The 22,629-nt window shown below is 42.3% G+C and carries 13 protein-coding genes; 11 read left to right on the top strand and 2 right to left on the bottom strand.

The annotated features are described in order from the left end of the window. Positions 1-303: 303 nt before the first annotated feature. From FSB76_RS21795 to FSB76_RS21825, 7 genes are all read left to right on the top strand, one after another. Entirely contained in the window at positions 304-3,471 is a 3,168-nt protein-coding gene (locus tag FSB76_RS21795) for a SusC/RagA family TonB-linked outer membrane protein (protein ID WP_147057094.1), read from the top strand. A 25-nt stretch (positions 3,472-3,496) separates the two neighbouring features. Then, complete coding sequence (locus FSB76_RS21800; RefSeq protein ID WP_147057096.1) at positions 3,497-5,269, top strand: RagB/SusD family nutrient uptake outer membrane protein; 1,773 nt, start codon at positions 3,497-3,499, stop codon at positions 5,267-5,269. Positions 5,270-5,351: 82 nt separating this feature from the next. Further along, complete coding sequence (locus tag FSB76_RS21805) at positions 5,352-8,966, top strand: VCBS repeat-containing protein (RefSeq protein WP_147057098.1); 3,615 nt, start codon at positions 5,352-5,354, stop codon at positions 8,964-8,966. Between the two features lie 88 nt (positions 8,967-9,054). Further along, positions 9,055-10,296 (top strand): vanadium-dependent haloperoxidase, encoded by a 1,242-nt coding sequence (locus FSB76_RS21810; protein WP_225976268.1) that lies wholly within the window; start codon positions 9,055-9,057, stop codon positions 10,294-10,296. A gap of 18 nt (positions 10,297-10,314) precedes the next feature. Then, complete coding sequence (locus FSB76_RS21815) at positions 10,315-11,871, top strand: FG-GAP repeat domain-containing protein (RefSeq protein WP_147057102.1); 1,557 nt, start codon at positions 10,315-10,317, stop codon at positions 11,869-11,871. A gap of 139 nt (positions 11,872-12,010) precedes the next feature. Continuing rightward, the gene (locus FSB76_RS21820) at positions 12,011-13,498 is read left to right on the top strand and encodes an FG-GAP repeat domain-containing protein (protein ID WP_158642948.1); all 1,488 of its coding nucleotides are present in this window, start codon (positions 12,011-12,013) and stop codon (positions 13,496-13,498) included. 156 nt (positions 13,499-13,654) lie between these two features. Further along, positions 13,655-16,450, top strand: coding sequence for a glycoside hydrolase family 2 protein (locus tag FSB76_RS21825; RefSeq protein WP_147057106.1), 2,796 nt, complete (start codon positions 13,655-13,657; stop codon positions 16,448-16,450). Positions 16,451-16,544: 94 nt separating this feature from the next. Here FSB76_RS21825 and FSB76_RS21830 read toward each other — a convergent pair whose 3' ends face one another. After that, a complete protein-coding gene (locus tag FSB76_RS21830; RefSeq protein ID WP_147057108.1) occupies positions 16,545-17,612 on the bottom strand; it encodes an agmatine deiminase family protein in 1,068 nt (355 codons plus the stop codon). 128 nt (positions 17,613-17,740) lie between these two features. Continuing rightward, positions 17,741-18,610, bottom strand: a complete 870-nt coding sequence (locus tag FSB76_RS21835; protein ID WP_147057110.1) for a carbon-nitrogen hydrolase — start codon at positions 18,608-18,610, stop codon at positions 17,741-17,743. A gap of 577 nt (positions 18,611-19,187) precedes the next feature. On the opposite strand from FSB76_RS21835, the gene FSB76_RS21840 reads away from it, so the two are divergent. The 4 genes from FSB76_RS21840 to FSB76_RS21855 are packed head-to-tail and all read left to right on the top strand — an operon-like array spanning position 19,188 to position 22,607. Continuing rightward, positions 19,188-20,150, top strand: coding sequence for a lysylphosphatidylglycerol synthase transmembrane domain-containing protein (locus tag FSB76_RS21840; RefSeq protein WP_147057112.1), 963 nt, complete (start codon positions 19,188-19,190; stop codon positions 20,148-20,150). A 60-nt stretch (positions 20,151-20,210) separates the two neighbouring features. Continuing rightward, complete coding sequence (locus tag FSB76_RS21845) at positions 20,211-21,983, top strand: aromatic amino acid hydroxylase (protein ID WP_147057114.1); 1,773 nt, start codon at positions 20,211-20,213, stop codon at positions 21,981-21,983. A 23-nt stretch (positions 21,984-22,006) separates the two neighbouring features. After that, positions 22,007-22,255 carry a hypothetical protein gene (locus tag FSB76_RS21850; protein WP_147057116.1) on the top strand — a complete coding sequence of 83 codons (249 nt, stop codon included), beginning with the start codon at positions 22,007-22,009 and terminating at the stop codon, positions 22,253-22,255. Further along, the gene (locus FSB76_RS21855; protein ID WP_158642949.1) at positions 22,245-22,607 is read left to right on the top strand and encodes a type II toxin-antitoxin system VapC family toxin; all 363 of its coding nucleotides are present in this window, start codon (positions 22,245-22,247) and stop codon (positions 22,605-22,607) included. Before FSB76_RS21850 ends, FSB76_RS21855 begins: the two co-directional genes overlap by 11 nt. Positions 22,608-22,629: the final 22 nt, after the last annotated feature.

Raw genomic sequence — 22,629 nt, forward strand, 5'->3', positions numbered from 1 at the left:
CAAATTCTGATAGTATTATAACATAGTTCACGTACACTTAGTTTTTAAGTCGCGTGAAACCAAGGTAACGGGGATAAATTAAATTTGTTACAGGAAGTTCATTTATGATAAAACTTTTACATTCCAACATTTTAAAATCTTCAAATTTTACCGGTCAGCATTATGCTGCCAAGCCTCATGATTTTTTTGTTCTCACCAAAAAAATTGTAACGAGGCATGTTATGGTTCAACTGCAAACTTAAATAACACCAAAACCGCCCAAGATCTTAAATCAAATATATTAATCAACTAAATCTCAATCTCATGTTTAAAAGTTTACTCCTAAAGGGAAGATTCCTTGGCGTGCTACTATGCTGCCTCGTATCTTCATTGGTAGTTACAGCCCAAACAAAGTACAAAGGTAAAGTTATCGGCAGCGATGACAAATTACCGATCATCGGAGCGTCAGTACGCATCCAGGGATCTACTACAGGCGCAGTAACTGATGTTAACGGTGAATTCACCCTTACATTAAGCCCGGGCCAAACGCTTGTGGTTTCGTACATTGGCTATCAAAGCCAGGAAGTTAAAATTGGTGCAAGCACCAGCATCACAGTTACCCTTGTTGCAGGCAGCAATGCACTAAACGAGGTGGTAGTAACAGGTTACGGTTCGCAACGTAAAAAAGACATCACCGGTTCGGTAGCTGTTGTTAACGTTGCCAACTTAAAAACTGTACCAGGCGGCCAGGCAGCAGCATTATTGCAAGGCCAGGCAGCGGGTGTTACCGTAATCAACAACGGCCAGCCAGGTGGTGGTAGTGCTGTACGTGTACGTGGTATTACGTCAACGGGTAACTCAAGTCCATTGTACGTAATTGATGGTGTGCAAGGTAATTTTAACGATGTGAATGCCAATGACATCGAATCTATCCAAGTATTGAAAGATGCTGGTTCTGCCGCTATTTACGGTGTTCAGGGTTCAAATGGTGTGGTTGTAATTACTACCAAAAAAGGAAAATCTGGTCGTGCAACTATTTCATACGATGCGTATTATGGAAGTCAGAAACCGTTAAAAGATGGTTTTCATATGGCGGGCAGTCAGGAATATGCTGATGCAATACAACGTTCAGTAGGTAGCGTGCAATATCCTGGTACTACAGGCGCAGTTTTAAAGGATTATATAACTCCGACTGCTGCTAACGCAGGCGATCCGGGAACAGATCCAGCAACCTATAATATCAACAGCAACCAAATTACCAAAACTAATAAAGTAGGTACAGATTGGTTTCATGAAGTATTCAAATCTGCGCCCAGAACTTTCCATAATATTACCGCAAGCGGTGGTAGCGATAAGTCGAATTATTTAATGTCAGTTAACTACCTTAACGAACAAGGTACATTGCTTAATACTTACCTTAAGCGTTATGCAATGCGTGTAAACACCAACTTCGCAGTGGGTGATCATGTGCGTGTAGGTGAGAATGCTTATTTGTATCACAAAGATAATCCTACAATAGGTAACCAAAACGAAGGCAACGCAATATCTTATACTTATCGTCAGCCTCCTGTTATCCCGGTTTATGACATCGCTGGTAATTTTGCAGGTACAAAATCGCAGGGTTTAAGTAACTCTTCAAATCCTGTGGCTATTCAAACCAGGGCCGGAAATAACAAAGGTTATAACTGGACGATGCAAGGAAATATATTTGCCGAAGTTGATTTTCTAAAGCACTTCACTGCCCGTACAAGCATCGGTGGTGAATTTACAAACTATTATTACTGGAGCTTTAATCCTACATCAGTTGAAAATGCTGAGGGTAATACTAACCCCAATACATTTTCTGAAAGCGCTGGCTACAGCAGCACCTGGATCTGGACAAACTCAGTTACTTACAATCAGAAATTTGGTAAACACGATGTTAAATTGTTTTTAGGCGAAGAGGCTAAAAATTACAATCAAAGAGGTTTGCGTGCTGGTCGTTCAAATTACTCAGTTTCTACCAGTCCTATCTATGTCGACCTCGATACAGGTTCTCCACAGGGAGAAAGCAACCAGAATATCGATATTAACTACTTAAGGCTTTATTCTTATTTTGCAAAGTTAGATTATGCCTATAATGACAGGTATTTATTGAGCGGAACTGTACGTCGTGACGGTGCATCTGTATTCTCGCCTGACCATCGCTATGGAACATTCTTTTCTGTAACAGGTGGTTGGAGAATTTCTCAGGAATCGTTCCTGAAAGATGTAAGCTGGCTTAATGACTTAAAACTTCGTGGTGGTTACGGTGAGTTAGGTTCAATTAGTAACATTAACAAACTTAACGCAACTAACTTGTTTGCTGCAAATCCTCAAAACTCTTATTATGACCTTAACGGCTCAGGTAATAGTGCTTTGTTAGGTATTTACCGCTCACAAATTGGTAATGCCCTTACCTCGTGGGAAACAGATAAGGTTACCAACGTTGGTTTTGACGCAACAATACTTAACAATAAATTAGAGATTGGTTTTGAATTGTACAAAAAAGACATTTCCGGATTGCTTTTCCAACCAAGTGTTTCTAACGCAGGTGGCGGTGCCAACCCAGCCTTCGTAAACGGCGGTAATATCAGCAACAAAGGTGTTGACTTTAGCCTTACATACCACGGTACTATAGCAAATGATTTTAAATTCGACGTTACCGGCAATATCACCAGTTACAAGAGTAAAGTTATCAGCGTACCTGAAGGTAAAAAATATTATGATTTTAATAGTGCCGGTTCAACCCGTATTGGGTCATTCACCAGGTTTCAGCCAGGTCAACCAATGGGCGAGTTCTTTGGTTACGTAGTTCAAGGACTATTTAGGGATGCTGCTGATGTATCAAGCTCTCCGACACAGGAAAGTGCCGCACCAGGCTTGTTCAAATACAAAGATGTAAATGGCGACGGAAAAATTACAGATGCCGACCGTACCTTCTTTGGTAATCCAAATCCTAATTTTACTTATGGTCTTACCCTAAATGCAACTTACAAAAATTTTGATTTGAATGCATTTTTCTATGGTTCACAAGGTAATAAAGACATCAACTACGTAAAATACTGGACTGATTTTCCACAAGTGTTTAAAGGCGGTGTTATCAAAGGTATCTTAGCTAACTCCTGGACTCCAACTAATCAGGGTGCATCAATTCCGAAATTAACTGCTGCTGCTAACTTCAGTAATACAGCGGTATTTAATTCATACTACATGGAAGACGGTTCTTATCTGAGGTTGAAAAATTTAACTCTTGGTTATAGCATTCCGAATTCACAAGTTAAGAAAATTGGTGTATCTAAAGTTCGGGTATATCTGCAAGGATCAAATCTGTTTACTATTACCAAATATAAAGGCTTAGATCCTGAAATTCAGCCATCTGACCTAAATAATAATACTAACTTTGGTATTGATTTTGGTAACTATCCGGCCAATCAAAAAACTTACCTAATAGGTATACAGGCTACATTTTAACAACTATTTTAAATAGATAAAAGTCATGAAAAGAATTCAATTTAAATTAATCATTCCACTGTGTTTGCTGCTTATTTGTGCAGTTTATGCGTGTAAGAAAAGCTTTTTGGATAAGCCGGCACTGGGTCAAATAGATCCTGCGCTGTTATCAAATAAAGCAGGTGTTGAAAGTTTGCTAATAGGTGCATATTCCGAGTTGGATGGTTATGGAGGTAATGGTTCTGGTCAGTCGGCTGCACCTTCAAACTGGATGTTTGGAAGTATTACTGGCGGTGATGCCTATAAAGGTTCTGATCCTTCTGATGGCGCAAATGATCAAACGCCGGTAGCTACTTTTAACCTGCCTGCATCAAATAGCTTTATCGTTGGTAAATATGCTTCCCTGTATGACGGCGTACAACGTGCAAACGATGTTTTGCGCGGTATCCCGAATGCAAAAGATTTAACAGCAGATGATATTAAAAGGATAAGCGGCGAAGCAAGGTTTTTAAGAGCCTATTTCTTCTTTGAGTTGCGTCGTAATTTCTTTATGGTTCCTTATGTTGATGAAACCATTGAACTTAAAGACGCAGGTTCTGTTAAAAATGATAAGGATATATATCCAATGATTGAAGCAGACTTCAAGTTTGCTATGGATAATCTTCCTGAAACACAGCCACAACGTGGCCGTGCCAATAAATATGCTGCGATGGCGTACCTTGCAAAAGTTTACATGGCGCAGGCAAAATATGGCACAGAAACTAAAGCGCTTTTAACAACACTGATGACCTCAGGCGAAACAGCAGGCGGACAAAAATATGCGCTGAACGATCACTTTCAGCAAAACTTCAGTCCAGAAGCAGGTCAGAAAAACAGTGCTGAGTCGGTGTTCGCTGTTCAAGCCTCTGTTAATGACGGTTCTTTGGGTAACAATAGTAACCAGGGCGATAACCTTAACTTCCCATACAATGGTGGTCCTGGCGGTTGCTGCGGGTTCTTTAATCCATCACAGTGGTTAGCAAATTCATACAAAACAGATGCTGTTACCGGTTTACCGTTATTGGATGACTTTAACTCGGGTTCTCCTGTCACAGACGTAACTTACACCGGAACATTAGATCCACGTATTGATGTTACTATGGGCCGTAAAGGCATTCCTTACCTTGATTGGGGACCACACCCTGGTGATGCATGGATTCGTAACCCTGGGTCTGACGGTCACTTTAGCCCTAAAAAGAACGTATATTCAAAAAGCGAAGTTGGTACCAACACAAGTACAGAAAATACCTGGACCTCTGCTTTAAGTACTTCAAACAACGTAAATCTTATTCGTTATTCTGATATCATTTTATGGGCAGCAGAATGCGAAGTAGAAACAGGTAGCCTTGCAACTGCAATGTCACTGGTTAACCAGGTACGTACCCGTGCAGGCATCACAAGTGGATGGGTTTATTTAAACTCTCCTTACGATGCTTCAAAATCAATTTATACTAATCAAACTACACCGGCTGCTAATTACAAAGTAGGTCTTTATACTGTATTTCCAGACCAGGCTTATGCACGTAAAGCGGTACGTTTTGAACGTAAAATTGAGTTAGCTATGGAAGGTCATCGTTTCTTCGACTTACAACGTTGGGGTAGCGCTTACCAGGCTGCCGAGATCAATGCCTTCTTTGCAAGCGATAAATCTATTGACATTACCTTGAAGGATGCTCATTTCACTCAAAACAAGAGCGAATATCGCCCTATTCCTCAGGCACAAATAGATATTGCCAACTCAAAAGGGCCAATCGTATTAAAGCAAAATCCTGGCTATTAATTTTTGATAACCCGTTTGATTATTCTAATTTAGGTGGAGATAATTTTCTCCACCTTTTTTTATAGCCTACTGTCCAAAGTTCATGAAGTACACCTACATATTTATTAGCCTGATTGTGTCTTTATCTGCTTGTAAAAAGTCGACGCTTTTTCAGCAAATACCCTCATCGGAATCGGGTATTACTTTTAGCAATACCATTGTTGAAGATGATAAAATAAACCCACTTACAAAGCTTAATCTTTACAATGGCGGTGGGGTAGGTATAGGCGATTTTAACAACGATGGTTTGCAGGATATTTATTTTGTTGCCAATACACTATCAAACAGGCTGTACCTTAACAAAGGGGATATGAAGTTTGAGGATGTAACTGCAAAGGCAGGTGTTGGCGGCAAAGGAGGCTGGGGCAGGGGAGTTGCTGTTGTTGATATTAACAACGATGGCCTTGCCGATATATATGTTTGTAATACGTTGCTCGACGATTCGGTTAAGCGGACTAACCTGCTATATGTAAACCAGGGCGTAGGCAAAGATGGTGTGCCGGTTTTTAAAGAAATGGGCAAAGAGTACGGGCTGGATATTAAAGTACACTCAACCATGGCGTCGTTTTTTGATTATGACAACGATGGCGACCTTGATATGTACGTTACCGTAAACGAAGCTTTAGCCAGCGATAATCAAAGTACCTTTAGGCCTACAATCAAGGATGGCAGCCACAAAAGTACAGGCAGGCTTTACCGTAACGATTGGAATGCTGCACTTAAACATCCGGTATTTACCAATGTATCAAAGCAGGCGGGCATAACGATTGAAGGCTATGGGCATGCTACAACGATTGTTGATATAAATAAAGATGGGTGGAAAGATATATATGTAACAAACGATTTTTTACCCGATAATATACTGTACATCAATAATGGGGATGGTACTTTTACAGACAGATCGAAGGAATATTTTAAGCATACTTCATTTAGTGCCATGGGGCAGGATTTTGAAGATGTAAACAATGACGGGCTGGTTGATGCTTTTGAAGTTGATATGAATCCCGAGGATAATTATCGTAAAAAGATGTTTATGCCCGGCAATAATTACCAGGTATTTCAAAATTTTGATAGATATAACCAACAATACCAATACACACGCAATACCTTACAAATAAATAAGGGCCCGCGCCTGGGGCAAAATGATTCAATAGGCGCGCCGATTTTCAGCGAAGTAGCTTTTTTAAGCGGCGTTGGCCAAACCGATTGGAGTTGGGGCCCAATGCTTACCGATTTTGATAATGATGGCTTACGCGATCTTATCGTTACCAACGGATATCCGCGCGATGTTACTGATCACGATTTTATCACCTTCAGGAATACCGCTTTTGCAATCGCGTCAAACAAACAGATTCTTGACCAGATCCCGATTGTAAAAATACCCAATTATGCATTTAAAAATACCGATGGGCTGCAATTTGCCGATGTAACAAAAGAATGGGGCCTTGGCACACCGTCATTTTCAAACGGGGCGGCTTATGCCGACCTGGATAATGATGGCGCTATGGACATGATTATCAATAATATTGATGATGAAGCCTTTGTTTACAGGAATACAGCCCGCGACAAAAATAAAACAGGCAGCAACTATTTACACATACAATTTAAAGGTGGCCCGCAAAACCTGGGCGGTATTGGTGCATTTGCCAATATTTATTACAACCACGGCCAGCAACAGGTATATGAAAACACGCCGTACCGCGGCTATCTGTCAACCATACAAAATATAGCCCATTTTGGCCTGGGTAAAGTATCCCAGTTAGATTCGGTCGTAATCAGGTGGGATAATGGAAAAAAACAGGTGCTGAAAAATGTAAAGGCCAACCAAACCCTTAAAGTAAGTATTGCCGACGCAAGGGAACCTTATTCATTTAAACTCCCGGTTCAAAACACAGGTGCGCTTTTCCGCGAGATAACAAAATCGGCAGGCATTACTTATAAGCACCAGGAAAAAGACTACATCGATTTTAATGTTCAAAAATTAATCCCCCATAAGTTATCGCAATATACCCCTGCAGTGGCAGTTGGCGATGTAGATGGCAATGGCTTTGACGATATGGTAATTGGCGGTACAACTTTATACCCGGCACAATTATTATTGCAACAAGCCAATGGTAAGTTTAATCAGCGCAATTTGCTGCCGCAAGCAAAAACAAAGGTCCCTGCTTTAAACCCAATGGATATGGGTTCATATTTGTCTCAGGTAGCGGGTAATAAGGATGAAGGTATACTATTGTTCGATGCCAATGGCGATGGCCACCCTGATTTATATATTGCCAGTGGCGGGTTTGAAACCCAGCCCGGGTCGGCCAATTACCAGGACAGGTTTTACCTGAATGACGGCAAAGGGAATTTTATATTACAGCCAGATGCATTGCCCAAAAACCTCACCAGTAAATTGTGCGTAAAGGCGGTTGATTTTGACCATGATGGCAAGCTCGATCTTTTTGTATCTGGCCGAGTTGACCCATGGAACTATCCTAAACCGGTATCCAGTTTTATTTTGCGTAACGACAGTAAAAATGGTGTTATCAAATTTACAGATGTATCTGCAACAGTAGCACCTGCGTTAAAAAATATCGGGCTGGTATGCGATGCAACCTTTACGGATTTTAATAATGATGGTTGGCCCGATTTAATACTTACCGGCGAATGGATGCCTATTACCTTTTTGAAGAATGACAAAGGCGTATTTAAAAATGTTACAGGCAACACAGGCATAGCGGATAAATTAGGCTGGTGGAATACCATTGCCGCAGGCGATTTTGATCATGATGGCGATATCGACTACATTGTAGGTAATACGGGACTGAATACTTTTTACAAAGCATCAGACCAATACCCTATTTATATAACAGCTAAAGACTTTGATAATAATGATAGTTACGATGCTTTTCCATCGGTGTTTTTAAAAGATCAGGACGGCGTAAAACGGGAGTTCCCGGCATTTGGGCGCGATGATATTGTGAAGCAAATGATTAGCATGCGTATAAAATTCCAAAATTACCACTCGCTTGCTGTGGCACCTATGGATTCTGTAATCACTCCAAAAATGCGTGAAGGAGCAATCCGGCTTAAAGTAAACTACCTGCAATCGTGTTATTTGCGCAACGATGGCGGTGGTAAGTTTACTATTATTCCACTACCAATTGAGGCCCAGCAATCCGAGCTTTGCGGCATCACTGTTGATGATTTTGACGGAGACGGTAACCTTGATGTAGCCCTGAGCGGCAATGATTACGGTACCGAGGTTGCAACGGGCCGGTACGATGCATTTAATGGACTATTGCTTAAAGGGGATGGGAAAGGAGGCTTTAAGCCTTTAAGTATTTTACAAAGCGGCTTGTTTATCCCAGGCGATGGCAAAGGCCTTGTTAAGTTAAGAAGCGCAAAAGGGGGCTACCTGCTGGCGGCAACCCAAAACCGCGACGCGCTGAAGTTATTTGAGCTTAACCGCAGTGTTAAAACAGTTGCTTTACAGCCATTAGACGCTTTTGCAACCATTAAATATAAAAATGGAAAAACTACCAGGGAGGAGTTTTATAATGGAAGTTCTTTCTTGTCGCAATCAGGCAGATTCTTTAATATTGAAAGCAATATGGCATCAGTAACCATAACTGATAGCTATGGCCACCAACGAACCGTACAGCTTAATTAATTACTTGTTTATGAGATGTTTTAAAATATTTTTAGCCGTTACATGCTTATTTTTGATTTATAGTTGCGGGCAAAAAAAAACAACGCCCTTGTTAAAAGATGCGGATGTGCTGCATAACAACGTTGACCAGTTAACACAGGTTATCATTTATGATGTGTTTACGCCTCCGGTTGCAAGCCGTATTTACGGTTATACTACACTGGCGGCTTACGAAGCTGAGCGTTACGCAGATACCAGTTATAATTCAATAGCAGCCCAGTTAAAAGGCTTTGGCAAACCGCCTAAGCCCAACAAAGATTTGAAATACAATTTTACACTGGCCGCAACCAAAGCTTTTTTTACGGTGGCCCACAAGATCACTTTCTCGGTAGATACCTTGCAGAAATATGAGGATAAGGTTTATGCTATGTATAAGGATAATCTTGATGACTCTACTTATTCGCGTTCAATGGCGTTTGGTACCCAGGTAGGTAAATTTATCCTTAAACGCGCATCTGTTGATAATTATCCGCAAACCCGTGGCAAACCTCGTTTTTTGGGTAACGACGGCCCTGGTCAATGGCGCCCAACAGCCCCCGATTATCTTGATGGCGTTGAGTTTTGCTGGGGTACCATGCATACGTTTGCTGTTGATACTTCAACACAATTTAAATTGCCGCCTCCGCCAGCGTTTAGCGACGACAAAAACAGCCCCTACTTTAAGCAGGTTGTGGAAGTATACGAGTTAAGCAAACACATAACCCCCGAGCAAACTACCATTGCCCGCTTTTGGGATGATAACCCTTTTGTAATTCAGCACAACGGGCACATGATGTTTGCCAATAAAAAAATAACCCCCGGTGGCCACTGGATTGGCATTACGGCCATTGCCTGTAAACAAACTCATGCTGATGGTATAAAAACGGCACAGGCTTACGCGCTTACTTCTATTGCCTTATTTGATGCTTTTATAAGCGGATGGCAGGTTAAATACCAAACCAACTACATTAGGCCGGTTACGGTTATTAATGATAAAATTGACCACGACTGGCTGCCTATGCTACAAACGCCACCATTCCCAGAGTATCCAAGCGGGCATAGCGATATCAGCGCAGCATCCGCCGTAATGCTTACCCACTTGTTTGGCGATAATTTTGCTTACCAGGATACCAGCGATTTAAAATATATTGGGATGCAACGCCATTTTGATTCGTTTTTAAAGGCGTCCGATGAAACATCTATAAGTCGTTTTTATGGTGGTATTCACTATCGGAACAGTGTTGACCAGGGGGCTGTGCAAGGCAGGCAGGTTGGCGAATATATCTGGAAGAAACTTAAACTAAAAAAATAACGGTACTTAACGCTCTATATGCACTTCAAACCCAAATACCTGGCTACTACTTACCTGCTTTTATTTATAGTTTTATTATCATTTGCTACGTTGATTTATGGCTGTAAACCTAAAACAGGTCAGTACTATAAGTTAACCGGTAATGTAAAGTTAGATGGCGAAAACCTGGTACAATTAAAGTGTACAAGGTGCCATGCATTAACCCCCATAAATGCTTTGCCAAAAAATGTTTGGATAAATCACGTATTGGTGAGCATGGCGCCTATGCTAAAAATTTCCACCTACGGAGGTCAGTTTTTTAAGCAGGATGCTAAAGACACTACTGGCGCAAGTATAGTTGAGTGGTTGGCTATTGTTAATTATTACAAAAAGTTTGCGCCCGATACGCTGTTGCCCGTCAGGAAACCTGCTCCGTTGGTTGAAGACTGGACCGGGTTTACGTTAAAAAAGCCTTTGCCTTTTAATTCAACCAGTTTTACCACGGCCATAAACTATAACCCGGCTACCAGGAAGTTGTATAGTGCCGATGCGGTTAACGAAAAATTATATAGCTGGGATAGCAATTTAAAAGCCGATTCGCTGGCGTCGCTGCCTTCGGCGGGCGTTGATATCAGCTTTGATAAAGAAGCTGGTAGTAACATTGGTTTTGTATCGGCCATTGGTCGTATGGCGCCGGTTGATTTCCCTAACGGTAAAATTGTTAAGCTTGACCTTGATGCTAAGGACGTTAACGCTTCCGAAACTTATATAGCATCAGATTTGCCCCGGCCGGTTCAAACCATTGTGGGCGATTTTAATAAAGACGGCCTGAACGACATTGTAGTATGCGGGCAGGGCGATAAAAAGGGTGGAGTGTACCTGTTGGTTCAAAATAAGGACAAAACTTATACCCAACAATCTATTTTGAATAAAGCGGGATCGGTGCAGGCTTTAAAAGGCGATTTTAATAAAGATGGATGGCTTGATTTGATGGTGTTAACAGGTACAGGCGACGAAGGCCTGTGGTTGTTACTAAATGATCAGAAAGGCGGATTTACAACGAGAAAATTGCTTACTTTCCCGCCAACAAACAGTTCAACCAGTTTTCAGTTGGTTGATATGGATCACGACGGCAACCTTGACCTGGTTTATACCTGCGGTTATAATTACCATGACTCGCGCATTTTAAAACCATACCATGGCCTGTATATTTTTACCAACGCGGGTAATTGGAGCTTTAAACAAAAATATTTTTACCCTATAAATGGCTGTACCAAAGCAATTGCGGCTGATTTTGACGGCGACGGTGACGTGGATATTGCCACGATAGCTTTTTTTGCCGATATGCAGAACACACCACAGGAAGAGTTTATCTACTTTGAACAAAATAAACCGTTTGATTTTAAACCGCACGCCGTACCTGTAAGTAAATATGGCCGCTGGATGTGTATGGAAACAGCCGATTTGAACAACGATGGCAAGCTTGATATTATATTGGGTAATTATGCCGACGGGTTTAAATTTATCCATGGCCTGCAACCGCAATGGGATAGAAATTTGCCGTTGATTGTGCTTGAAAATCATACAAAAAAATAGATTTTACTATAATAGATTAGATAAGCGTCTATCTTCAAAGCTTTGAAAACTGCTTCGGAAAACGGGATAAGTGTAAATGATTAATAAACAAAAGTTTTTTTTCTATTCATTATTCATAGGGCTATTTGCTACACTCACAATGTGTGGCAGCTGCAATAGGGATAATGGACAGGCAGACGATGAAAGGTACATTGAGGAGGGCAAGCAACTGGCTCAAAAGCATTGTTCAACATGTCACCAGGCACCAGATGCATCTTTGCTTGATAAAGCAACATGGGATAAAGGTGTTTTACCCGCCATGGCGGCTAAGTTTGGTATAAGGCCCTTTATGGGCGACTACCTGGTATACTCATCCTCGGCCATTTCAAACGCCGATTGGCATAAGATTGTAATGTATTACAAGGGTGCAGCGCCCGATAAATTGCTTATCCCCAAACCCAATGCGGTAAAAGATTGGGCTATTTTTAGCTTAAAACGACCGGCAAAAGTAGATACTACCGATGGTATGGCCATGACCACCATGGTTGCTTTTAACCCCAATGATAAAAGTTTTTATACCGGCGGAGCCGGCGATAAGCTATATAAATGGGATAGCAATCTCAACGCCACAGTCGTAAAAAAATTCCAGTCGCCGGTAGTTGACGCCGATTTTTTTAAAACGGATGCAAATCCAAATGGCGCTATTATTACTTGTATTGGGGTATTGCCCCCCAATGATCAGCTTAAAGGGAAACTAATAAGCATTAACCTAAGCAGTAAATTGAAAGGTAAAGATTCGGTTTTAATTACTGATAGTTTGCCACGACCCGCGAAGAGCGCTTATGTTGATTTTAATAAAGATGGTTTAATGGATTATGTATCCTGCGGATTTGGCCACAATAAAGGTGGCTTATTCCTGGTGCAGCAGCAACCGGCACATCAATTCACAAAAAAAATCATCAGGGCAATGCCGGGGCCAAGCCAGCTGTATATTGATGATTATAACCACGATGGCTGGCCCGATATTGTATGCCTGTTTGCCCAGGCTGATGAGGGGGTGTGGTTGTTCTTGAATGACAAAAAAGGAGGGTTTACCACGCAAAACCTGGTGCATTTTCCATCCGTGTATGGATCAAGCAGTTTCCAGTTCATTGATTTTAATAACGATGGAAAACCCGATATTTTGTATACCTGTGGCGATAACAATGATTACTCGCCTATATTTAAACCCTACCATGGGGTATATATTTTTACCAACCAGGGCAATTGGAAATTTAAGCAAACTTATTTTTACCATATCAATGGCTGCTCAAAGGCCATAGCTACAGATTTTGACCATGACGGTGATCTTGACCTGGCTGTAATAGCTTTCTTCCCCGATTTTAAATACCATCCTACCGAAGGTTTTACCTATCATGAACAAACAAGCCCGGGCAAATTTAAAGTACACGAGATACCGGTTAACCCTTATGGCCGCTGGCTTGCAATGGACGTTAACGATATTGATGGTGACGGTAACATGGATATTGTTTTGGGTAATTTTTCGGTAGGGGCAAAAGGTCTTATCAACCAAAAAGATTACAATCCTAACTGGGACATGTATTCGCCCATCACTGTGTTACACAATACCATCAAAAAGAAGCACTGAGAGTTGTATTTGTATCATTTGTATGATAAAATGATAAATAAGTACAATATCATCCTGCCGATTGTTAATTAGTTTTACCGTTGTTAATTATTGCCCAACGGGTGTTTCCATGCTATTCATTGAATGGGCGGTAGGCATCCCTGTTAAAAAATCATTATGATGAAAAAAACTATTAATGCGGTATTTGGTGTTGTTGCAGCCTGCGTTTTGCCCGTCTTTTTGTCGGCGCAAACGGCCCCTGTAAAGCAGGTTAAACTGGTTAACTTTGATTTGCAATCTTCGGCGTTGATTAACGCCAGCGGTGTCGAGCTATCAAGTACCCAATACCATTCGCCCATATACTGGTTCCCGGTTAAAGTGCCTTCAACCGTGTTAACGGGACTTGTAGCCAATAAAATTTATCCCGATCCTTACCTGGGGTTAAATAATATGCTGATACCGGATGCATCAGATCAGTTTAATAAAGAGTACAACCTGGAGCAGTATAGTCATTTACCCAATGACCCTAATCCATGGAAGAAACCGTACTGGTACCGCACCACATTTAAAGTAGCCGCTGCAGATAAGGGAAAACAGTTTCAGCTGATATTCAAGGGCATCAACTACCGCGCTGCGGTGTATTTAAACGGCAAACAGATTGCCGATAGTACCCAAATGGCCGGCATGTTTGCCGAACACAATCTGGATGTAAGTAAAGCCATAAACGCAGGCGGCGAAAACGCGCTGGCTGTAAAAATTTACCCATTGGATTATGCAGGTTATCCCGCAAAAGAACAGTTAAAAGCCCTTGGCCCATTTTATGAAAACGGCGGCCCTACCGGCGATATTGGCAAAAATGTAACCATGCTTTGCTCGGCCGGTTGGGATTGGATTCCCTCGGTTCGGGATCGCAACATGGGTATCTGGCAGCCGGTTTTTTTACGTACTACGGGCGCGGTAACCATAGGCAGGCCAAAGTTGGTAACCAATTTGCCAAACCTGCCCGATACAGGTATTGCTAAACTATCTTTAAAACTTACTTTATCAAATAACACATCGGTTGCTAATGCAGGTAAGCTAACCATCAGCATAAAACCCGAAAATTTTGCGGGTTTACCTGTGCAGTTTACGCAGGCGGTTTCCGTTGCTGCAAATACGGGAAAAGTTGTTGATCTGAACGCAGACCAGATTAGTCAGCTGGTAATTCATCAGCCTAAATTATGGTGGCCAAACGGTTACGGCAAAGCCAACTTGTACCGCATTCGCCTGCAATATGCCGACGCAAAAGGCATAAGCGACGATACTACTTTTGTCTTTGGGGTGCGCACTGTATCGTCAAAAGCCGAGAAAGTGAACGGCTTTGTACGCCGCCAATTTTATGTAAATGGCAAGCTGGTTCATTTGGTAGGCGGCGCCTGGGTACCCGATATGATGGTGAACCGCGATTCGGCCCGGTATGATTACGAGATGCACCTGTGCCGCAATGCCAACGTGAACCTGGTACGTATTTGGGGCGGGGGCGTAACCGAGCCGGATGCGTTTTGGAACGCAGCCGACAAATATGGTCAGATGGTATGGTCGGATTTTTGGATCACAGGCGATACCCAGGGCGAGTTTAAAGGCTCACCGGATTGGCCTTTGGAAGGCAACATATTTACAAAAAACGTTCAGAGTACAATCTATCGTATCCGCAACCACCCAAGCCTCCTGGTTTGGACTGGTGGCAACGAAGGGCACGCCCGTAAGGAATTGTACGACAAAATGCGTAACGACATTATTGAGTTGGATGGCACCCGCCCGTTTATACCAAGCTCATCGGGTTTTGCCAAACTGCCCGAAGGCTGGAAAGGCTCATGGCCCGATGATATGCCATCAGGTGTATACAGCGGCGGCCCTTATGCCTGGAAAGATCCTAAAGACTATTACAAACTGGCCAACCTTGCTCATGACTGGGTATTTAAGGACGAAACAGGTTTACCATCGCAACCACCTTACACCACGCTGCCTAAGATAATCCCTAATTTAACGTGGGATAAAACTTTACCTTTCCCCTTAAATAATACCTGGGGATATCATGATGCTGCCACAGGCGCAGGTCAGTACGATAAGTACTACGACGAAATGGTAAAACGCTATGGCGCGCCCAGCAGCATCGTCAACTTTTCGGATAAGATGCAGTTCCTGAATTATATTGGCTACCAGGGTATTTTTGAAGCCGATGGCCACAAACTAAACGAAACGGGCGGCGTAATGCTTTGGAAACTCAATGCGGCGCTCCCAAGTGTTATCTGGCAAATTTATGACTGGTACCTGGAGCCAAACGCGGGCTACTACAGCATGCAAAACGCCTGCGAGCCGGTGCATATCCAGTATAACTACGATAATTCGAGCGTGGCTATTATCAACCGCACGCACCATGCAACAGGTAGTTTAACCGCAACTGCCGACGTTTTTGATATCTTTAGCAAGCTCATTAAATCTATTAAGTTAGATCATGTTGGTTTGGCTACAAACGGTGTGCAGGAAATTATTCAGCTTAAGGATGTTTTGGCGGGTACACAAGGTGTAAGTTTTGTAATACTTAACCTGAAAACTTCAACCGGCAAAGCGGTATCGCACAATGCCTACTGGCTATCTGCAACAGACGAATTTAAAACGCTTAACGACATGAAACATGCACAGGTAAGCGTCAAAGTTGTTAAAACAGAGAAAGGCGCTGTAGAAAGCAAGTGGACTGTTCAATTTACCAATACCTCGAATAAACTGGCATTCTTTGTTCGCCCGCAACTCATGAAAAACGGCGAAGAAATTATGCCAAGCTACTGGACAGGTAACTATTTTACCCTGGCCCCGCATGAAAGCATAACCCTGTCGGTAACTGCCCCGGCTGCCAAATTAGGCAACGTAACCCCAACCATATTACTCGAAGGCTGGAATTTAGATAAGCAAACTATTGCCCTGGCCTCAAAATAATACAAATGTCGCTTAAACAAAACCGCCTGGCTCAAAAAGTAAGGTGGTTTTGTTTTTATATCGTTTGTAAACCCGCAAATCAAAAACTCCCCCTTCAGGGGGCTGGGGGGCTTGGTTCCTGCTGGCTCAAGCAATGGAAGCTGCCCAATCCCCAGATAATATCTGTCGAATCGATGCCTACAACCTCGCGGTCGGGGAAGCATTGCTGGATTATTTGCAACGCTTTATCATCATTTGCCGAACGGTATGTAGGAACTACCACCGCCGAATTAGCAATATAAAAATTGGCGTACGATGCCGGCAAGCGGGTGTCTTCGTAAATCACTTCGTCGGGCATTGGTAATTCAACCACATTAAGTTGTTTGCCGTTAAGCAGGCGCATGGTTTTAAGGTTTTCAAGGTTCTCCTGCAACAGGTGGTAGTTATCGTCGTTTTTGTTTTCTTCAACAACGGTCACTACGGTGTCTTCATTTACAAAACGGGTTATATCGTCAATATGGCCATCGGTATCATCGCCAACAATGCCGTCGCCCAGCCATAAAATTTGTTCGGCGCCGTAAAAATTACGCAGGAAGCCTTCAATTTGGTCCTGGTTAAGGTGTGGATTACGGTTTTTGTTAAGCAGGCAGGCGGTAGTGGTTAGTATGGTGCCCTTGCCATTAAAATCGACAGAGCCCCCTTCCATTACAATTCCCGGGTTAAATACCGGCAAACCAAAATGCTGGCCAATTTTTGTAGGGATTACATCATCCAGATCAAACGGTGGGTATTTGCCGCCCCAGGCGTTATAGCCCCAGTCGACAATAGCTTTTTGATTGGTATCGGGGTTTATCAAAAATGCCGGTCCGTGATCGCGACACCAGGCATCGTTAGTAGCAAATTCAAATAGCTCAATTTTGCTCATATCCACCCCGGCATTTTGCAGTTGAAAGGCTACCGAAGCTTTCATGTTTTCATCAACCACGTTAATGCGCACCAGTTCGCCTTTGGTTAGCACTTTGATGAATTCAATGTATGCTGGATAAACTAAATCAATTTTACCTGGCCACGAGGCTTCCTTGTGCGGCCAGCTTAACCAGGTGGCAGTATGTGGCGCCCACTCGGCTGGGAAGGAAAAGCCCTGCGAAGCAGGGAATATGGTTGTGGAAATGTTTTGACTCATAATTGGTAATAGCAATTGGTATAGCCCACGCGTCATTGCGAGGTACGAAGCAATCTCAAATTTGCAAGTTAGCCCTGCATTGTCGGGGATTGCTTCGTACCTCGCAATGACGCGTGGTGAGACATTGATTAATCCTCGTCTAATAGTCGTTTAGTTATCGGCTGATAGCTGTCAATCCTTCTGTCCCTTAAAAACGGCCAGTGGCTTCTATAGTAATCAGATTTATCTAAATCTAACTCCTGCACTACAACCTCTTCCTGGTCATGTGATGTTTGATGAATAATGGCTCCAAAGGGATTGGCAAAAAATGATCCGCCCCAGAATTTTACGCCGGCCTCTTCACCTACGCGGTTTATGCTTACAACGTGTATACCATTGGCAACAGCGTGCGAACGCTGGATGGTTTGCCATGCGTTGTATTGTTCAATATTTGTAGCCTCGTCCTGAGTGGTGGCCCAGCCAATAGCGGTTGGATAAAACAGGATATCGGCACCCATCAACGCGGTAATGCGTGCTGCTTCAGGGTACCATTGATCCCAGCAGATCAATACACCTAAACGGCCGTATTTGGTATTGAAAACTTTGTAACCCAGATCGCCGGGGGTAAAGTAAAATTTTTCGTAAAAACCCGGATCATCGGGGATATGCATTTTTCGGTATTTGCCAAGGTAACTGCCATCGGCATCTAATACAGCTGTTGTATTGTGATACACACCTTGTGCACGTTTCTCAAAAAGCGATGCAATGATCACCACATTTAACTCAGCAGCAACTTTTGACAGCTCATCAGTTGATGGGCCGGGGATAGCCTCGGCCAGTTTAAAGTTGTCGTAATCCTCTACATCGCAAAAATAAAGCGAGGTAAACAGTTCCTGTAAACAAACAATCTGCGCGCCTTTGGCAGCAGCTTCCCTTACTTTAACAATAGCTTTTTGCAGGTTCTGCTGTTTATCTGCAGTGCAGCTCATTTGCACAATGCCAACTTTTACTTTGTTCATACCTATAAAAATTTGCGCAAAAATAACAATTGAAATCAGGATTGTGCCGATTTATGTTATTGATTACACTTATTTGAAACTCTGATTACATCCGCATTATATTCACTACTGTTAAAATAAGTTAGCTGATGTTGATTTTGTACCTTCCTCATACAATTGATACACTTTTGGTATACTTTTACTATACTTTTTAACACTTTTGTGTACTTTTTTGATACATTTCAACAACCTCTGATATCTTTTGTTTTTTGTTAAATTGTTTATATAGAGAGTCTTATGTGTTATATGGGTGGTTTGCGGTTTTGTTTTTTTACAAACGAGGGCAGCTATCTTTGATCTGATAGCTGCCCCGCCGGTTATATTCAAAGATACAAAAAAACGGCCAAATAATCCAATAAATACAATGCTGACAGTACAATTGCTTTTAAAATTTCGTTGGAGAACTTTATGGGAAAATTACATTGAACGAAACCGGATTTGATGGAATTGGTTGGTGCGGTTGTATTAAAAGCAATTTTACCGTTAAATAACGTGCCGGTTATTTCCAAATAAAAAAATACGCATAGCTTTGCGGTGCATGGCATTAAACGAACAAGAAATACCCGCTCCCAAAACCTTTAAGCAGCAACTGTGGAATGTTGCTAAATTGGTGCTTAAAATTGCAGTTACATCGGGATTACTTTACTGGGTTTTTACCAAAGTAGATTTTAGCAAGGTAAAAGGCAGGCTGCTGCATGCCAATTACTGGTGGATGCTGGTTGCTGTTATTTGTTACTTCTGTTCTATGCTGGCATCATCATGGCGTTTGCTTAGCTTTTTTAAATCGATAAAATTAAAGTTAAACCCATGGTATAATTTGCGCCTATACTTCCTTGGCCTGTTTTATAACATGTTGTTACCCGGTGGTATCGGTGGCGATGGCTACAAAATATTTATATTAAACAAGGCCCATAAAGTTCCGGGCAAAAAGCTGTTTTTGGCTATTATGTTTGATAGGTTAAGCGGCTTGTGGGCAATAGGTTTAATAACAGTGGGGCTTATTTTTTTAATTCCCCAAATTGATATTCACGTTGCTGTCCCGGGCAGTATCTTCCTGCTTGCATCGGCTATTTATTATTTTGTGGCCTACAGGTTTTTCAGGGAATACACCACCTTCTTTTTCCAGGCGCATTTAAAAGCGCTAATAGTACAGGGAATGCAATTGTTGGCAATTATTTGCGTAATGATAGGGCAGGATTTTACGGGCAAATACTCGCCTTATCTATTGTCATTTTTGATATCGGCACTGGCATCTATTCTGCCAATTACTGTTGGGGGTGCCGGCGCCCGCGAAGCCATATTCACCAAATTGTCTGATATTTTCCCTATGGATAAAGGGCTTGCAGTATTCTTGCCATCCTCATTTTACCTTATCTCGCTGTTAGTAGCCTTGTTCGGAATTTATTACGTAATCCGCCCGGCGCGTTTGGAAAAAGGGCTTGATAAATCAATTTTTGAGGGCGAGCCCGTTGATGAGAATAAATCTGCTGCCGAAAATTAAAGTTTGCAGGTAAACCTAATTGGCTAATTTTACGTTCTGTTTTAAACCAAATAAACGTAAATGAACTTTAATGATTTTAATAATCCGCAGGTTGCGGCATTGCCCGGTCATTTAAAACAATTTATAGTCGACCAACACTACGAGCATTATACGCCTATTGACCACGCCGTTTGGCGCTACGTAATGCGACAAAATTATAGCTATCTTAAAGATGTAGCCTATTATCCTTACATTCCCGGTTTAACCAAAGCCGGGCTAACTATTGAACGCATACCCAACTTGCAGGAAATGAACGATGCCCTGGCAAAGATTGGTTGGGGCGCTGTTACCGTTGATGGTTTTATACCGCCCGCCGCTTTCATGGAATACCAGGCCTGCAGGGTGCTGGTTATTGCTGCCGATATAAGGCAGTCGCGACATATTGAATATACACCGGCACCGGATATTATACACGAGTCGGCGGGGCATGCGCCAATTATTGCTGATAAGGACTACCACGAGTACTTGAGCTATTTTGGATCGATAGGAGCGAAAGCAATGTTTTCGGCACAGGATTTTGAGCTTTATGAAGCCATAAGGGCCTTATCGATATTAAAAGAAATGCCCGACGCCGACCCCGAACAGATCAGGAAGGCTGAAGAGTTGTTGGTCCACAGGCAGGAAAATATGGGCGAACCATCAGAAATGGCACTGCTAAGCCGCCTGCATTGGTGGACGGTAGAGTACGGCCTGATAGGTACGCTTGAAAACCCGAAGATATATGGGGCGGGCCTGTTATCGTCAATAGGCGAAAGTGCCAGTTGTATGATGGCCGAAGTGAAAAAGCTTTGGTATACCATTGATGCCGTGAATTATAGCTATGATATTACCAAAACACAGCCGCAGCTTTTTGTAACGCCAACTTTTCAAAACCTGATAGATGTGCTGGAGGAATTTGCCAATACCATGGCCTTCCGCAGAGGGGGCGCTTACGGCCTGGGTAAGGCCGCGGAAAGCAAAAATACCTGTACCGTAGTTTATAGCTCGGGCCTGCAGGTTTCCGGCACGATTGCCGAATTTAAGGTAGATAAAGAGGGCCGGCCATGTTTTATTAAAACCACCGGGCCTACTGCTTTATCTGTCAATAACAGGCAGCTTAAGGGGCATGGCAAAAACTACCATCATAACGGCTTTAGCTCGCCGGTTGGAAAGCTGAAAAACCTTGGCCCGATTGAAGACTTGGATGTTGCCGAATTGGAAAGTATCGGCATCAGTATAAACCAAAACGCGGTGTTGAATTTTGAAAGCGGTATTACGGTGAAAGGGAAAGTAAAAAGCATCCTGGAAAATGAAGGCAAAACGTGCCTCATTACTTTTACAAATTGTACGGTAACCGGTCACGACGATACGGTACTGTTCGACCCATCATGGGGTGTTTATGATATGGCTGTTGGCCAACAGGTGAGCTCGGTGTTTTGCGGTGCTGCCGATAAAGAAGCTTTTGAGGATGCTGTTTACAAATCAAAAACGGCAACCCATCACGTGGAATATGATTTTAAAAACAAGGAGCTGCACAAGCTATACAAACAAGTTCGCGATTGCCGCCAAAAACAAGGCGATTATGGCTTTTTAGGTAACGTTTGGCTCAAACTACAAAAAGACCATCATGACGACTGGCTTTGCGCCCTGGAAATACTGGAACTTCTGGAACATGAGGATATTGAGCCTTTGCTGGCATCCGACATCCGCAGTTTCCTGCAGCAAAAAGCAAAAGACCAGCCCGAACTAAAAAAGCTGATTGACGATGGTTTTTACCTGATAGCACACCCGGTTGAGCAAAAATTGGTATTTTGACAGAATATGCCTAACTTTAATGTATGACAACGCTGATTATAAAGGTTGATGACGAAAGAACAGAATCTATAAAGAAGATATTGAGTGAAATTCCTTATGTACGAAATGTTGTTGTTGATACGCAATCGGCCCTATTAACTGAACCATTAAGCCAATATGAACGCATAAAAAAGGCTTTGGATGAGGCAAAGGGCAAAAATTTGTTTGCCGATATTGAGGACCCGGTGGAATGGCAGCGGGAACTAAGGAAGGAATGGGATCGTGATATTTGATACCAACGTTTTGATTTACCTGTCCAAATACAAATTAGATCCCCAAAAAATACTCCAGGAAAAGGCTGCCATATCTGTGATTACCAAAATAGAAGCTTTAGGTTATGCTTTCGCTAATATTGATGAACATAATCTGCTCAAAACTATTTGCAGCGAATTGGAGGTTATCCCTTTAACAGACACTATTTCAGAGGAAACGATCAAATTAAGAGCCCGTTATAAGGTTAAATTGCCTGACGCGATAATTTATGCTACCGCTTTAGTACAAAGGGCTCCACTGCTTACTAACAATATTGCCGATTTTAAATCTCTTGGCGGCAATGTGGAATTAATTAATCCTTTCGCGTTATAACTTAACTTACCCGGTTTAACAA

It is taken from the genome of Mucilaginibacter ginsenosidivorax, assembly GCF_007971525.1.
GTDB classification, from domain to species: Bacteria; Bacteroidota; Bacteroidia; order Sphingobacteriales; family Sphingobacteriaceae; genus Mucilaginibacter; species Mucilaginibacter ginsenosidivorax.

Bases quoted from the DNA above. Each gene is read 5' to 3' on its own strand.
- FSB76_RS21850 (WP_147057116.1), top strand. From the start codon at position 22,007: ATGACAACGCTGATTATAAAGGTTGATGACGAAAGAACAGAATCTATA.
- FSB76_RS21825 (WP_147057106.1), top strand. From the start codon at position 13,655: ATGATGAAAAAAACTATTAATGCGGTATTTGGTGTTGTTGCAGCCTGC.
- FSB76_RS21845 (WP_147057114.1), top strand. From the start codon at position 20,211: ATGAACTTTAATGATTTTAATAATCCGCAGGTTGCGGCATTGCCCGGT.
- FSB76_RS21795 (WP_147057094.1), top strand. From the start codon at position 304: ATGTTTAAAAGTTTACTCCTAAAGGGAAGATTCCTTGGCGTGCTACTA.
- FSB76_RS21840 (WP_147057112.1), top strand. From the start codon at position 19,188: ATGGCATTAAACGAACAAGAAATACCCGCTCCCAAAACCTTTAAGCAG.
- FSB76_RS21820 (WP_158642948.1), top strand. From the start codon at position 12,011: ATGTGTGGCAGCTGCAATAGGGATAATGGACAGGCAGACGATGAAAGG.
- FSB76_RS21815 (WP_147057102.1), top strand. From the start codon at position 10,315: ATGCACTTCAAACCCAAATACCTGGCTACTACTTACCTGCTTTTATTT.
- FSB76_RS21830 (WP_147057108.1), bottom strand. From the start codon at position 17,612: ATGAGTCAAAACATTTCCACAACCATATTCCCTGCTTCGCAGGGCTTT.
- FSB76_RS21835 (WP_147057110.1), bottom strand. From the start codon at position 18,610: ATGAACAAAGTAAAAGTTGGCATTGTGCAAATGAGCTGCACTGCAGAT.
- FSB76_RS21805 (WP_147057098.1), top strand. From the start codon at position 5,352: ATGAAGTACACCTACATATTTATTAGCCTGATTGTGTCTTTATCTGCT.
- FSB76_RS21800 (WP_147057096.1), top strand. From the start codon at position 3,497: ATGAAAAGAATTCAATTTAAATTAATCATTCCACTGTGTTTGCTGCTT.